The 14,069-nt window shown below is 47.4% G+C and carries 14 protein-coding genes; 9 read left to right on the top strand and 5 right to left on the bottom strand.

Annotated elements, in window-relative coordinates:
* A complete protein-coding gene (locus M662_RS02375; protein WP_008637807.1) occupies positions 1-711 on the bottom strand; it encodes a CPBP family intramembrane glutamic endopeptidase in 711 nt (236 codons plus the stop codon).
* Positions 712-996: 285 nt separating this feature from the next.
* Here M662_RS02375 and groES point away from each other — a divergent pair, with 285 nt between their 5' ends.
* From groES to M662_RS02405, 6 genes are all read left to right on the top strand, one after another.
* Entirely contained in the window at positions 997-1,281 is a 285-nt protein-coding gene (groES, locus tag M662_RS02380; RefSeq protein WP_008637806.1) for a co-chaperone GroES, read from the top strand.
* A gap of 57 nt (positions 1,282-1,338) precedes the next feature.
* On the top strand, positions 1,339-2,970 hold the full coding sequence (groL, locus tag M662_RS02385; RefSeq protein WP_026578832.1) for a chaperonin GroEL: 1,632 nt from the start codon (positions 1,339-1,341) through the stop codon (positions 2,968-2,970).
* A gap of 211 nt (positions 2,971-3,181) precedes the next feature.
* Complete coding sequence (locus M662_RS02390) at positions 3,182-3,886, top strand: Ltp family lipoprotein (RefSeq protein WP_026578831.1); 705 nt, start codon at positions 3,182-3,184, stop codon at positions 3,884-3,886.
* 547 nt (positions 3,887-4,433) lie between these two features.
* Positions 4,434-5,105 (top strand): regulator of G-protein signaling domain-containing protein, encoded by a 672-nt coding sequence (locus tag M662_RS02395; RefSeq protein WP_008638468.1) that lies wholly within the window; start codon positions 4,434-4,436, stop codon positions 5,103-5,105.
* Positions 5,106-5,126: 21 nt separating this feature from the next.
* Positions 5,127-5,417 (top strand): hypothetical protein, encoded by a 291-nt coding sequence (locus M662_RS02400; RefSeq protein ID WP_008638466.1) that lies wholly within the window; start codon positions 5,127-5,129, stop codon positions 5,415-5,417.
* Positions 5,418-5,664: 247 nt separating this feature from the next.
* Entirely contained in the window at positions 5,665-5,961 is a 297-nt protein-coding gene (locus M662_RS02405; RefSeq protein WP_008638464.1) for a hypothetical protein, read from the top strand.
* 245 nt (positions 5,962-6,206) lie between these two features.
* Here M662_RS02405 and M662_RS02410 read toward each other — a convergent pair whose 3' ends face one another.
* Genes M662_RS02410 through M662_RS02420 form a run of 3 tightly spaced genes read right to left on the bottom strand, consistent with a single transcriptional unit; the run spans position 6,207 to position 9,946 of the window.
* Positions 6,207-7,481, bottom strand: a complete 1,275-nt coding sequence (locus M662_RS02410; protein ID WP_051348998.1) for a metal-dependent hydrolase family protein — start codon at positions 7,479-7,481, stop codon at positions 6,207-6,209.
* A gap of 16 nt (positions 7,482-7,497) precedes the next feature.
* Positions 7,498-8,697 (bottom strand): hypothetical protein, encoded by a 1,200-nt coding sequence (locus M662_RS02415; protein WP_026578830.1) that lies wholly within the window; start codon positions 8,695-8,697, stop codon positions 7,498-7,500.
* A 40-nt stretch (positions 8,698-8,737) separates the two neighbouring features.
* Positions 8,738-9,946 carry a M20 metallopeptidase family protein gene (locus M662_RS02420; protein WP_026578829.1) on the bottom strand — a complete coding sequence of 403 codons (1,209 nt, stop codon included), beginning with the start codon at positions 9,944-9,946 and terminating at the stop codon, positions 8,738-8,740.
* 258 nt (positions 9,947-10,204) lie between these two features.
* Between M662_RS02420 and M662_RS02425 the strand changes: the two genes are divergently transcribed.
* The 3 genes from M662_RS02425 to M662_RS02435 all read left to right on the top strand — a co-directional run bounded on the left by M662_RS02425 (position 10,205) and on the right by M662_RS02435 (position 13,029).
* Entirely contained in the window at positions 10,205-11,152 is a 948-nt protein-coding gene (locus M662_RS02425) for a LysR family transcriptional regulator (RefSeq protein WP_026578828.1), read from the top strand.
* Positions 11,153-11,346: 194 nt separating this feature from the next.
* Complete coding sequence (locus tag M662_RS02430; RefSeq protein WP_026578827.1) at positions 11,347-12,174, top strand: phytanoyl-CoA dioxygenase family protein; 828 nt, start codon at positions 11,347-11,349, stop codon at positions 12,172-12,174.
* A 69-nt stretch (positions 12,175-12,243) separates the two neighbouring features.
* Positions 12,244-13,029: a sugar phosphate isomerase/epimerase family protein gene (locus M662_RS02435; protein WP_026578826.1), complete on the top strand. Its 786-nt coding sequence runs from the start codon at positions 12,244-12,246 to the stop codon at positions 13,027-13,029.
* Between the two features lies 1 nt (position 13,030).
* On the opposite strand, the gene M662_RS02440 is transcribed toward M662_RS02435, so the two are convergent.
* On the bottom strand, positions 13,031-14,062 hold the full coding sequence (locus M662_RS02440; protein ID WP_026578825.1) for an AraC family transcriptional regulator: 1,032 nt from the start codon (positions 14,060-14,062) through the stop codon (positions 13,031-13,033).
* Between the last annotated feature and the right edge of the window lie 7 nt (positions 14,063-14,069).

The following is a 14,069-nucleotide window of genomic DNA, read 5'->3' on the forward strand; positions in this document are numbered from 1 at the left end:
TTATAAAAAGCCTCCAATAAAGATGGTCTCCAATTGTTCCTGCATCCTTCTGATGTCTTCCTCCGTGAGGAAGTACTGCGTGATGACAACGAACGAGTTCATCGCCATATGTGCCACGATTGGTGTAATAATTCGTTTTGTTTTGACATACAGGAAGGCGAATACGACTCCCATGGAGAAGTAGACTAGCATGTGGGTGAAATCAAAGTGAAAAGCACCGAAGATCAAGGACGATACGAGAACGGCTAAGAAAAAGTTCGTTCGTTTATAGATCGACCCGAAAATGATTTTACGGAAGAGGATTTCCTCCGTAATCGGTGCAAACACGACCGGAAGCAGGATGAACAGCGGTGACTGACGCGCAATCTCCATCAACCCCATCGTATTCTCGGACCCTGCCGGCACATCGAACAGCTGCGATTCGATCGTAGCTGCAATCGCCTGGGCGAACAACGCCAGGAATACACCCGCAATCGACCAAAGCACGACAGACCCGGCCGAGGAACGATCGCTTCTCGTCATTTCTTCCCGAAGATCAGGCTTCAGCAGAATCAAGATGATGATCGTCGCGATCGTGAAGCTGGCGACGGACCAGACGGCGACGGCATCATACCTTCCCATACCGAGAGCCACCAGAAGCGGTGCACCGGCAAGGGCGGATAACTGTGTAATAACATAAGTCAGAATGATATACCAATAACGGTTTGGCATAAATTCACGGCTCCTTTTATATAACAGTAAACGGGTCAAGACAACGTCCGCCCGTGAACCTCAATATCCATACTTTATGTATTTTATCACAGTTTCAAAACCTCACGTAAGAAATAAGGGTTATCGTACGAATATTGTCGAAAAAGAAGCAAAAAAATTGTGTAGTTCCTACTTGAAAAACGAAGGGAGATTTATTATTATAATAACTGTGTTAGCACTCACCAACATCGAGTGCTAATAAACGACAAAAAATTTGAAACAACCATATCAAGGAGGGTGTCCTAATTGTTAAAGCCACTTGGTGATCGTATTGTTATTGAACTAGTTGAGGAAGAACAAACTACTGCAAGCGGAATCGTACTTCCGGATTCAGCGAAAGAAAAGCCGCTCGAAGGTAAAGTCGTCGCTGTCGGTTCCGGCCGTGTGACAGAAAACGGAGAAAAAGTAGCGCTTGAAGTTGCAGAAGGCGACCGCGTCATCTACTCCAAGTTCGCAGGTACAGAAGTGAAATACGAAGGCAGCGAATTCTTGATTCTGCGCGAATCAGATGTACTGGCTGTCATCCAGTAGTCACTTTCTTTCTATAAATACTTAGAAATACGATTTTAATGAGGAGGGCATTTTTAAATGGCTAAAGAAATCAAATTTAGTGAAGACGCACGACGCTCCATGCTTCGTGGTGTTGATACATTAGCAGATGCTGTAAAAGTAACACTCGGACCAAAAGGACGTAACGTCGTTTTGGATAAAAAATACGGTTCTCCACTGATCACGAACGATGGTGTGACCATCGCGAAAGAAATCGAATTGGAAGACCAGTTCGAAAACATGGGAGCACAGCTCGTTTCTGAAGTAGCTTCCAAAACAAACGATGTAGCCGGGGACGGTACGACTACAGCGACGGTTCTTGCACAAGCAATGATCCGTGAAGGACTGAAGAACGTCACTTCCGGTGCGAATCCAGTAGGAATCCGCCGCGGAATTGAACAAGCAACAGCTGTTGCTACAGAAGAACTTCGCAAAATCTCCAAGCCGATCGAAGGCCGCGAGTCTATCGCGCAGGTAGCGAGCATCTCTGCTGCCGACAACGAAGTAGGCCAGCTGATCGCTGAAGCGATGGAACGCGTTGGTAACGACGGTGTCATCACGATCGAAGAATCTAAAGGATTCAACACGGAGCTTGAAGTGGTGGAGGGTATGCAGTTCGACCGCGGATACGCTTCTCCATACATGGTCACAGACCAAGACAAGATGGAAGCGGTTCTTGAAGACCCGTACATCTTGATTACAGATAAGAAAATCAACAACATCCAGGAAGTTCTTCCTGTCCTTGAGCAGGTCGTCCAGCAGTCCAAGCCGCTTCTATTGATCTCTGAAGACGTAGAAGGCGAAGCACTTGCGACGATCGTCGTCAACAAACTACGCGGTACATTCAACGCTGTAGCTGTCAAAGCTCCAGGATTCGGTGACCGTCGTAAAGCGATGCTTGAAGATATCGCGACACTTACAGGCGGCCAAGTGATCACAGAAGACCTTGGACTTGATCTGAAGAATACAACGATCGACCAGCTTGGACGCGCGTCCAAAGCCGTCATCACAAAAGAAAACACTACTATCGTCGAAGGTGCCGGCAACCCAGAGCAGATCTCTGCCCGCGTTGCACAAATCCGTGCCCAGTCAGAAGAAACAACTTCTGAATTCGACAAAGAAAAACTGCAAGAGCGCCTTGCTAAACTTTCCGGCGGCGTAGCTGTCATCAAAGTAGGAGCAGCGACAGAAACAGAATTGAAAGAGCGTAAACTACGCATCGAAGACGCCCTTAACTCTACACGAGCAGCTGTAGAAGAAGGTATCGTTGCCGGTGGTGGTACAGCTCTAGTCAACATCATCAACTCTGTCAAAGGCCTTGAGCTTTCCGACGACGAAGCGACTGGTGCAAGCATCGTCCTTCGCGCCTTGGAAGAGCCGGTCCGCCAAATCGCTCACAACGCCGGTCTGGAAGGATCCATCATCGTTGAACGTCTGAAAGGCGAAGACGTAGGCGTAGGATTCAACGCAGCAACAGGCGAATGGGTGAACATGGTCGAACAAGGTATCGTCGACCCAACGAAAGTAACGCGTTCTGCGCTTCAAAACGCAGCTTCCGTAGCCGCTATGTTCTTGACAACAGAAGCGGTAGTCGCAGACATTCCTGAAGAGAATGCTGGCGGCGGCATGCCTGATATGGGTGGCATGGGCGGAATGGGCGGCATGATGTAACCTTTCCTCCAACCCTTGGTTGAAAAGATGTTATTCATCAAAAAAAGATATAACCTTCCTATGCCCCAGTAAAATAAAACACAAGAATTATAACCAGTCCCCAGAAGTTCCTTGAACTTCTGGGGACTTTTCCTTTAATTTTCTCCGTGACGTAAGCATATATATCCATAGTTGTGCTTGTGTTTCATTTCTAATGGGGGGAGATGGATCAGTGGATACGTTTTTAGTACTTTTATTGTTAGCTGCTTTGGCCGGTGTGGTATTCTTTGTTGTCTTGGCATTGGCAGGCAAGGGGAACAGACGCGGTAACTTCGCCAAATCGGGCGGCTGCCTTTTAGCAGTATTAGTCCTGGTGTTTGTTATTGGATCCATGGAGGAAGATTCTCCTGTTTCTGAAGATGCAGCAGTGGATGCTTCTGAAGAGGATACGGAGGCGGAAGATAAGGCGGAGCAGGAAGAACTAGAGGCTGAGGAAGCTGAAGAACAAAAGCAGGAGGCCAGGGAAGCAGAGGAGCAGGCAAAGAAAGAACAGGAAGCGAAGGAGGCAGAAGAGCAAGCCAGGAAAGAAGAGGAGGAACGAAAGGCTGAAGAGGAGCGTAAAGCTGCAGAAGCGGAAGAAAACAGCTTAACTCTTTCTCAGGAACAGGCGATTTCAATGGCGGAAGACTACCTTAATTACACGGCCTTTTCCAAGTCTGGATTGATGGAACAGTTAGTGTTTGAGGGGTTCAGCCAGGAGGAAGCTGCTTTTGCTGTGGAGAATATTACGGTGGATTGGCAGGAGCAGGCGGTTATGATGGCGCAGGATTATCTTGACTACACCTCTTTTTCAAGACAGGGGTTGATCGATCAATTAACGTTTGAAGGATTCAGCGCAGAGCATGCCACATATGCTGTAAGCCAAGTTGGTTTTTAGGGTATGAAACTTCTTTAATGAAATCCTTATCACACATAGTTTGCGGATCAATAAATTATATTAAAAAAAGCCTGATATGAGTCTGCTTATCTCATATCAGGCTTTTTTAGATAAGTAGTTGTAAACGCTAAGCTAGAAAATAGAACGTCCTTGACACTGAGAAAGCGATCAATGGTACAAATTTAAATAAGGGAGGAGGCTGAGAAGTTATTAAAAGTGCTCATTTATAGTCTGACGAAGGTAATACATTGAAGGGAAAAGATATGATGTGCGTGGTATTTGGGCAGTTGATCGTTATGGTGCTGCTTAGAAACCGGTCAGTATCAATTATCGAATCTGAACCGTAAAAGATAATGAATTTAGAACCATTGCTAAATGAAAAAACAACATCTAGAACTAGTTAACTATCAAGTATGGGGTTGTTTGCTTTTGAATAACATCACATTACTCTCCAGGGAGATTTGGTTGTTATATTTCGTTAAACTATATTTTACAAAATAACCTATTAATGGTAGATTGGGGGCGTAGTTTTAAAGGAGGAATACATATGTTGAAAAAAACCACTTTGTTCATCACATCTTTGGTCATGCTTCTTAGTTTCACAGTTCCGACTGCTGCATCTGCGAATGAATATGAGGGGCAAGTCGATTTAGAAGCTATTGAGAATTACAAGTTGACTCCAGAGGAACAAAAACGTGCAGATGAATTATGGGAGCAATACATAGCCATTGATGGTATTTTAGAGAACTTAGAAGAAGAAGATAAACAAACATTTCTAAACGGTTTGTTTGATCCGAACTTTGATAAAGAAGAATTTAAAGAGGATATTATACTGGCCAAGGACAAGGAAGAAATTGCAGAATTGAATAAGATGTTTGAAGTTCTTGGGTCTTCTGTACAATTTTCATCAGACGTTGAATCAGTTAAAGTGGAAAAACAGGGGGAGCTTGTTGCCTCTAAATCAACAGGAACTTCTGAAGTTGTTTCGCTTGGATTCTGGGGCGGCGTTTGGGATGCAACTAAATGCACAGCGTCTATTGCCGTTGTATTTGTTCCAGGTGCAAAGGCATATCGAGCTATTAAAGCGCTTGGAGGCGTCAAGAACACTGTGAAATTATTGGCTGGAGCATCCAATGTGGATGATTGGTTAACTATCGGTGGAGGAGCAGCAGCTGAAATTCTTGGCATTGCAGGTGTTAAAAGATACTGCTTTGGCTAACAAAGGTAGGTGATATCTCGCATGGCTACTAATTCTTTTCGAAGAGAAAACGGCATTTTAAATCCTATTAGTAATGGGTTTATGTCAGTCATAGTCTATGGGATGATTTTCGTTTCGTTAATGATTGCATTTAACGGTCCCATTACATTTGAAACACTTTTTATTCCGGCTTTCTTTATTTACACTGTGGTGAGAGTATGCGAATATTTAATTGTGAAGAAAAAGAATAGCACACCAAGCTGGCTTTCCATGGGAGCGTTCGGTTTAGCGGTATTAACAGCTTCTGGTATGACGATGTTTTTACTAAATTAATTTTAAAAATGATATTTTAGTTCTCAAACTCTTACTCTTTCGTCCTATTAGTGGCGCATAGTGTAGGAGTTTCTTTATTGTCTAAGCAAATAATGGTTAGTCTTGTGGAGATAGGTAGTGTCAGAAAAGACCATGGAAGGTAGCCTTAGCTTTACTGTGCAGGCTGCTGGGTGCACTCGGGTATGATGCAGCTTGTAGGTGCTGCAAGTATCATTTATTGTTAATTACTAATTTGAGGGTGATGTAAGTGAGTGAAAGAAAAGTTTCGATAAAGTACACTGGTAAGCTGGTAGGACTAATCCTGCTAAGTGTGATGATTGGTCGTATAGGAACAGCGTATTTAGTTGGTGAAAGTCCAAATCTATCCATGTTTTTCACTTTTGTAGGAACGGCTGTAGTATCTTATCTTTTAGCTTTTTTCCTATTCTCACCGAAATTCAAAGATATTCCACTTAAAAACTTTGTTGCAGGAGTTCTCCCGGTAGCCGTACTTTTTATTTTTGCTATTGGAGGGATACTGCACCAAACCACTAAGCTCATATAAATAAGTGCTTTGAGATTGAAGGATCGTGCATAATAATATAACTCTTTAAAAAGGAACATCCATTTCGGAAGTTCCTTTTTGCTATTGGTTCCTCTTGCGCTTATCTTGCAGCGGTTGAAAGAATGGTAGAATTGAATTCCCAAAACGAAGTCGTCAAGAAATTTTCAAGGCGGTATTAACGGAAAGAAAAAGCCTGTCACGAGTCTGTTGAACTCATGCCAGGCTTTTTTTCTCTATCAATTATGTCATAAAGAACTGTACGTCAAGCTCTCCGTACCCACAGACAACAAATTCTTCTCGATCACCCCGTCCTTCATTACCGTGACAATCGCATCCGGATCTTCAAGCGATCTGATATCCTCCAGCGGGTTGTGCTTCGTAATGATCAGGTCTGCGAGTTTCCCTGTTTCTATCGTTCCAAGCTTGTCGTCCCATCCCATACACTCGGCTGCGACTTTCGTGGAGGCGGTAATGGCTTCCATTGGCGTCATGCCGATGTCGCACATCAAGCCGAGTTCTCTCAGGTTGGTGCCGTGGGCCATGACGCCGGCGTCGGTGCCCATCGCTATTTTCACGCCTGCTTGATAGGCTTTGGCGATGCTTTCTTTATGGATGTCGATGACTTCTTTGGCTTTCTGAACGGCGAAATCGGGCATGTCATCGTTCTGTTCACTGGCTTCCAGGACGGAAACGGGAGCTAACAGGGTCGGGACGAGGTAGGTGCCGTTCTCAAGCATCAGTTCGATGGCTTCGTCATCAAGGAAGATGCCGTGTTCGATCGAGTGGATGCCGGCTTTGACGGCGTTTTTGATTCCTTCTGCCCCTTGGGCGTGGGCCATGACTTTCACGCCTTTGCGGTAGGTGGCTTCCTGGACGATGATCGCCAGTTCTTCTTCGGAGAACTGGGTGAATTCGGGATGGTCGGTGGGACTCATCACTCCTCCGGTGGCGTGGACTTTAATGACGTCGGCGCCTGCCCGCAGCATTTCTCTCACCTTTTTCCGGACTTGTTCGGGACCGTCGCAGATGCCGCTCGGGAGACCCGGGTAGCTCTTCGGTGTGGCGTCGATGCCGGAGTGTCTCCAGGAGTCGCCGTGGCCGCCGGTGATGGTGAGGGGATTGATGCTGACCTGCATTCTTGGACCTGCGACGAGGCCTTGTTCGACGGCTGTTTTCACTCCGACGTCGGTGAATCCGGCATCGCGGATCGTTGTTACTCCGGCGTCGAGCGTTCGTTTCATGTAGTGGATCGCTTGGTAGAATTTCAAGGTGAACGGTTCATTGAGGCTTTCTCCGATGTCCTTCAACTCCATGACCATATGCACGTGTGTATCAATCAGGCCGGGGAGGATATAGCCTTGATCGGCATCAATGACCTCGACCTCAATATCTTCCGGCAGGTGGATGTCGCTGCCGACGGCTTCGATTTTCGTCCCGTTGATGAGAACCACTGCATCGGGGATGGGCTCGGCACCCGTACCGTCAAGGAGGGTGCCGTTTTTGATTAGTTTGTAGCTCACATGTATCTCTCCTTCATCAGATGGTTTGGACAAGAATGCTGGCGATAATGACGGACCCGATCGTTACGGAGGTGAACCCGCCGATCAGCATCGGGGGCAGGATCTCGTTGAGGATGGCTTCTTCTTCTTCCTTCGTCCTGCCGATGCTCCGGCTGACCTCTTCACATATGAGGTAATCACCCGGGAAGCCGTACATAGCAGTCAAGGTGACGGATATGCCTTTGGCAGGGTCCCATTTGAAAATTTTCGACCCGATGGTTCCGCCGACGATCAGACCGAGGGTTCCGACGACAATGATGGTGGCGACAGCCGGAAGGACGGCTGTGATATCAGCGATCGTGATGCCGACCAAGGAACCGGTCACGATGAAGATCAAGCCGAGCATCGCGATACTGAATCCGTTGGCTTTTTCCAATACTTTGGCAGGGTAGATGCCGAGGTAGGCGCCTGTGATCCCGATCACTAATCCGAACAAGCTGTAGCTGATGCCGGTCAGGCTCTCCAATCCTACTGCGATGGCTCCTCCGACGAAGACTAAGAACAGAAGGATGAAGCTTGATTGCTGGTAGCGTTCAGGGATGAGCTGTCTTTTCGGTTTTTCTTCCGATTGTTCCTCGTCCAATAGATTGGCAGGAGGGAGCGCTTCCGCTGCTGTAGCTGCAGCCGTCATCGTGCGGCCTTCCATGGCCTTGCGGATTTTTAAGCCGTGCTTTCTTAAGAGGATGGACGTCAGCGGCATCCCGACCAACCCTTGAAGCGTCAGTACGATGATAGGAATCGCTAATAAGGAGACCAAGCCTGCTTTTTGCAGCGCTTCGGCCGTGACCAGGTAGGCAATCAGCCCGCCTGTCAATGGACCGGCTCCGGCGACGCCTGTGCTGTAGCCGAAGATCGGCGGGACGATCAACAGGATGAAGGCGACGGAGAATACTAAGCCGATCAGCGTGATGAGTACGGCTTTATACTGGCTTTTCATCACTTTCATAGGGATCAACGTTCCCATGTGAACGAGCAGGGCCGGCTGTAGAACAGCGCCGACAATAGCGAAGGTGGACGCTTCGATAATATTGGTTGGAAGGACGCCTGTCTGAATTAAGACGAAAAACCCGATCATCACGACTAATAACGTCGGAATTTTTGCTCTGGAACGGATGGAAACGACTTCGCCGACTGTAATGATAGCCAGAATGATTAAGGTTGCTGTTACCGGACTCATAGAATACCCCTCTCTAGGTTAAGGTGCTTAGGATTTTGGATCAGGCTTTGGTCAGTAACGTCTTTTGGCTGTCCTTGGTGAGTATTTTCTTCGAGAGGCTTATTAATAAGCGAAGCCCGTCTTCCAGTGCATCTTCATCTACAGAAAATTTAGGGTGGTGATGGGGGTAGACGATGTCTTTCTCTACGTTACCTGCGCCGACGGGGATGAAGCATCCGGGGGCCTCGGTCAAATATGCTGAGAAATCTTCTCCACCCATGATGGATCCCGTCTTCTGCAGCCAGTTTTCTCCGAACTGTTCCACGATGGTTTCTTCGACGGTCTTCGTTAAGGATTCGTCGTTGATGACCGAAGAATATCCATAATGGTAATCCAATTCATAGTCGCCTCCATGAGCGCCTGTGATGCCGCGGGCAATCCGTTCAATGAGTTGGACCGCATTCTCCCGGACTTCTTTGTCGAACGATCGAACGGATCCACCGATTTCCACATGTCCGGGAATGACGTTTTTGGCGATTCCCGCTTTTAATGTGGTGGTGGATACGACGAGCTTCTCTGACGGGGAAGTGTTTCTCGAAACGATGTGCTGAAGGTTGTTGATGACTTGTGCTCCCATCACGATAGGATCGATGGAATTCTCAGGCTGGGACGAATGGCCGCCTTTGCCGATGATTTTCAAATCGAAGGTGTCGGAGTTGGATGTAACGGGACCATAACCGATGCCGAATTTCCCGCGTGGAAGTGTAGAGGCAAGGTGCAGGCCGACGATAAGATCGACATCATCCATCACACCGGCACGGACAAGTTCCTGTGCACCACCGGGCGGCAGCTCTTCGGCATGCTGGAAGATGAACTTGATGTCTCCGCTGAGTTCGTCTTTCTGGCCGCTTAGTATTTTCGCTGCACCGAGAAGCATGGCGGTATGGCCGTCATGTCCGCAGGCATGCATGACGCCGTCCACGGTGGAACGGAAATCGGCATCGTTCTCTTCCTGGATCGGCAAAGCATCCATATCTGCCCGGAGTCCCAGCGTACGGCCGGGGTATTTGCCTTTCAATCTGGCAACGACGCTCGTTTTTGTCGGTCTGCTGACCTCCAGTCCCCCGAAGGATTGCAGTGTATCGTAGACAAATTGCGAGGTGCTTACTTCCTCGAACGATAATTCCGGATACTCATGGAAGTGCCTTCTCCAAGTAATGACCTGTTCTTTCATCTCACCGATCAACTTCTCGTCGTGTGGATTCGTCAATGTAATTCCTCCTTCTATTTAATGAAGCGAATGTATGCAGGCCAGCGTCTCTATCGACATCTTTCTCTATAAAAAAATCGTAGCACGCCGGGGGTGGGAGGAAGTAATAGATAATTTTTATACCTTGCGTCTTGTGCACAGGGAAAAGGCGGAGCAGGGATATAGATTTTTTTAATATCTTGGTGGGAGAGCTTGTGCAGGATAGGAACTTAGGCTATTATATATAGAATATTCTGAAATATTTAAGGGGGATATTGAATGGATTTTGAGGGATTAGAGTCGTTTTTGTCCGTGGCCAAAACAAAGAGCATTTCCAAAGCAGCGAATCTATTACATATTACCCAGCCTACGTTAAGTACGAGAATCCGCAAATTAGAAGAAGAGCTCGGCTTCGTTCTGCTTACTAGAAGCTGGGAGGGAGTCACCTTGTCCAAGGAAGGGTACCATTTCCTGCCGAATGCTGTGCAGCTGCTTCAGGAACTGAGTAACGCTTCTTTCCGTTTGACCGGTGCCGATGCGACCCGGCATAACTATTCCTTCAAAACGATATCCAACGATCCGAAGGTCTTTCGAATCGGAATGAACATATGGCTGGCGCCGATTTTCACCGAGCAGATCATTACAGAGATGGCGCTGAGTTTTCCTGACATCGAATACCGGTTCGTGACGCGGCCGACGAATATATTGAAGGATCTGATGGAGTATGAATGCACGCACGTGAATATCTTCTATCAGAACGAGAAGGAGACACCGTTTACGAGTACGCCTATCTATGAAGATGAAATGGTTCTCGTTTGTTCGAAGAAGGATTATGCAGCGATCAAGGGGGACCCGAAGAATGTAGGGATCCTGAATAAACCGTATTTGGTTTTTGATAATCCCGTTCTTGCCAATAATATACGTTTTATAACCAGCGCGATCAGCCACTTGGACGTTCATCGATTTCAGGAAGTAGATGACTTGAATATCCTTGCTTCCTGCATATCCAAAGGCATCGGCTACTCTATTCTCCCTGCATCGATCTTCCAGCATTATTTTTCGCAGAGTTATGCAGCTTCCACCCAAATGGTCCCGTTCTCCGGCAGTCTATGGACGCTTCCTATTCATCTGGAATACAATTCCGATCCCGATGCTCTCTTCAAAGGTCCTATCCAATCGATTCAAAACAATCTGCTCCAGTTCTTTAATAAAGTGAACGTCAGTTAAGCCATCGTTTCATGTTTTCTTCTATCTCGTAATCTTTCAGTCCCGGCGGAAGGGATAAGACGACTTCCGCCGACTTTTTTTGTTGATTAATAAAACATCAAGAATGAGCACTTTTTAGCTTAATTATCTTAAACAATGCTCCGGGTATTCTTCTTAAAATAAGGGTGTAGCAAATATAAAGGAGGAAACAGAAAATGAATGGTGGAATATCTTCGTTACCTGATTTGGAGAATGAGTTCCCGTTGTCCGCGCAGCTGGTGGAAGAGTACCAGGAGAAGGGGCATGTGTGTATTCGAAACCTGGCCGCACAGGAGGAGATCCGGACGTACAGGAACGTAATCAAAGATGCGGTACAGGATTATGCCAAGCAGGCCGCCCCGTTAGAAGAAAGGGATACTTTCGGTAAGGCCTTCCTGCAGGTCATGAATCTATGGGAAAAGTCGAAGGAAGTGGAGAAATTCGTGCTGGCGGAGCGGTTCGGTAAGGTTGCGGCCGACCTGTTAGGGGTAGAAGGAGTTCGGATCTATCATGATCAGGCCCTTTATAAAGAACCGGGCGGCGGTCACACTCCGTGGCACCAGGACCAGACGTTCTGGCCTTTGGATACAAACCACACCATCACCATGTGGATGCCTCTGGTGGATATAAGCGAAGAGATGGGATCGTTATCCTTCGCTTCCAAGTCCCAGTTGGAGGGATATATTAGTAAACTGGGAATCTCGGATGACTCCCATGCCACTTTAGGCCGGCGTATTGAGGAGAAAGCCTATGACATTGTGACGCATGGGGCAATGAAGGCGGGGGACGCGACCTTCCATAACGGGTGGACGCTCCACAGTGCGCCGGGGAACCCGACCGATCAAACACGGGAAGTGATGACGGTCATCTACGTAGCCGACGGGGCGCGGGTCTCCGCCATCGATACCGAGGCAAGGAAAAAAGATCAGCAGCAGTGGCTGCCGGGACTTGGCGAAGGGGACTTGGTAGAAAGTAGGTTAAACCCGATTGTTTATCAGAAATAAGTATAGGTAGAAAAAGGGAAGCGGCTCGATGGGGTCGTTTCTTTTTTTGAAGAAAAAGGAGTGTCCAGGATGAAAGTGAGATCGATTAAATCGTTGTGGGGGATGACGGGCTCTCTGGAGGAACAAGTGCGGAAAATTGCCGAGAGTGGCTACCAGGGAATAGAGGCCCCCTTGCCGTCCAAGGAGGATGCGGCCTTATTCAAAGAGCTGCTGCATTCTTATGAGCTGGATTACGTGGCTCAAATCTTCGCAGAAACAAAAGAATCGTTCCAAGCGCAGGCCGCGGCCTGTGTGGAATTCGCTCCCTTACTCGTCAATGCGCAGAGCGGGCGCGACGATATGGATGAACGGGAACAGTTCGATTTTTTCACGGAAGCGGTTCGAGTAGAGAAGGGACTCGGCCTTATTGTCGGGCACGAAACGCATCGCAGCAGGCCGCTGTTTACACCTTGGACGACCGAAAAGCTGTTGAACACTATAGAGGATTTGAAGATCACGGCTGATTTCAGTCACTGGGTGTGTGTGACAGAGTCCTTGTTGGGGAGATATGAGAAGGCTATCCAAACGGCATGTGAACGAACGATCCATGTGCATTCGCGCGTAGGGTATGCGCAGGGCCCGCAGGTACCGGACCCCCGGGACAGTCATTATCAAAAGGAACTCCACTCTCATTTGGGGTGGTGGAAGCGCGTGGCGGAGGAGAGGAAGAAGGAAGGCCATCCGTTTACTACCTTTACACCGGAATACGGGCCTTCGCCTTATATGCAAACGCTGCCTTATACTCAAGCGCCTGCTGCAGATCTCTGGGATGTCTGCCTATGGATGAAATCCTTCGTAGAGAAGGAGCTCGGATAAGTTAAGGCTGTTTGTCGGAATGGTCTGTCCGGTATTTTCTTGGTGTCGTGCCGATCCCTTTTCGGAACAGCGTATGGAAATAAGACAGGCTCTTAAATCCGCATATGTCGGCAATATAAGAAATGGAGTAGTCCGTTGTTTTTAATAATTCCTTCGCCTTTATCAAACGTTTCAAGTTTATATACTGAGGAAGGGTGAATCCAGTCGTTTTTTTGAACGTGCGGCTGAAATGTTCCGGTGTGACGAGTGCTTCTTTGGCCAGCTTCTCCAGGGTGAGCTGCTCTTTCCACATCGTTTCGTCGATAAACAAAAGGACTTCGTTCATCCATGATTCCCTTCTCGAAGAAGTTGTGGAAGCCTCGGGTGGAAGCAGCTCCTTCGATTCACGGTTCAGGATCAGTAAAATCCAGTGCAGATAGAGCTGAAGGGCGTGTTTCGAGCCCTTGCCTTTCCATTCTTTCTTTTCCTCATCCATCTGTTCAAGAAAGGATTCTATTTCTTTGAAACCTGCCTGGGGAAGGCGGCTGGTAAACCCATTCTTAAGAAATGGATCGAAATAGGAAAAGGATTCATTCAGTTCTTTCGAGTGGATCAGGGTCGGTTTAAATAGAAGCACAGAACAAAGGAAGGGCTCCTTTTGATCAGGGATCGCTTTATGTATAATTTCCCCGGAAATATGAAAAATTTGTCCTTTTTCCATTGGATAGACGTGCTTATCAATGAAAAAGTGTCCACGGCCCTCGTGAACGACGACAAGCTCATACCAATCGTGAAAATGAAAAGAAACGAGAGGATCCTCTGTATTGCCTGCGATCCTGTACATATAGACGAAAGGGAACAGGGGGTCATAAGCATGCTTTTCTAAAACAGCTTCCAATGTATAATACCTCCGTTTAAAAAGATCGACCACGGTTGTGCGGATGGAACGGTTCTTATACTTCAGTATATCATTATCGGAGCCGGAGTTTTGGTGCAGTCGCTCCAAGTACGTATCCAGAGAAAATGCCCTGCCGTCTTCGCTTCGGCAGGGCATTTCTTTA

This window comes from Bacillus sp. SB49 (assembly GCF_000469135.2).
Classification (GTDB): domain Bacteria; phylum Bacillota; class Bacilli; order Bacillales; family Halobacillaceae; genus Halobacillus.

Coding starts and splice junctions, on each gene's coding strand:
- M662_RS02375 (WP_008637807.1), bottom strand. CDS start 711: ATGCCAAACCGTTATTGGTATATCATTCTGACTTATGTTATTACACAG.
- groL (WP_026578832.1), top strand. CDS start 1,339: ATGGCTAAAGAAATCAAATTTAGTGAAGACGCACGACGCTCCATGCTT.
- M662_RS02395 (WP_008638468.1), top strand. CDS start 4,434: ATGTTGAAAAAAACCACTTTGTTCATCACATCTTTGGTCATGCTTCTT.
- M662_RS02400 (WP_008638466.1), top strand. CDS start 5,127: ATGGCTACTAATTCTTTTCGAAGAGAAAACGGCATTTTAAATCCTATT.
- M662_RS02415 (WP_026578830.1), bottom strand. CDS start 8,697: ATGAGTCCGGTAACAGCAACCTTAATCATTCTGGCTATCATTACAGTC.
- M662_RS02425 (WP_026578828.1), top strand. CDS start 10,205: ATGGATTTTGAGGGATTAGAGTCGTTTTTGTCCGTGGCCAAAACAAAG.
- M662_RS02430 (WP_026578827.1), top strand. CDS start 11,347: ATGAATGGTGGAATATCTTCGTTACCTGATTTGGAGAATGAGTTCCCG.
- M662_RS02435 (WP_026578826.1), top strand. CDS start 12,244: ATGAAAGTGAGATCGATTAAATCGTTGTGGGGGATGACGGGCTCTCTG.
- M662_RS02440 (WP_026578825.1), bottom strand. CDS start 14,062: ATGCCCTGCCGAAGCGAAGACGGCAGGGCATTTTCTCTGGATACGTAC.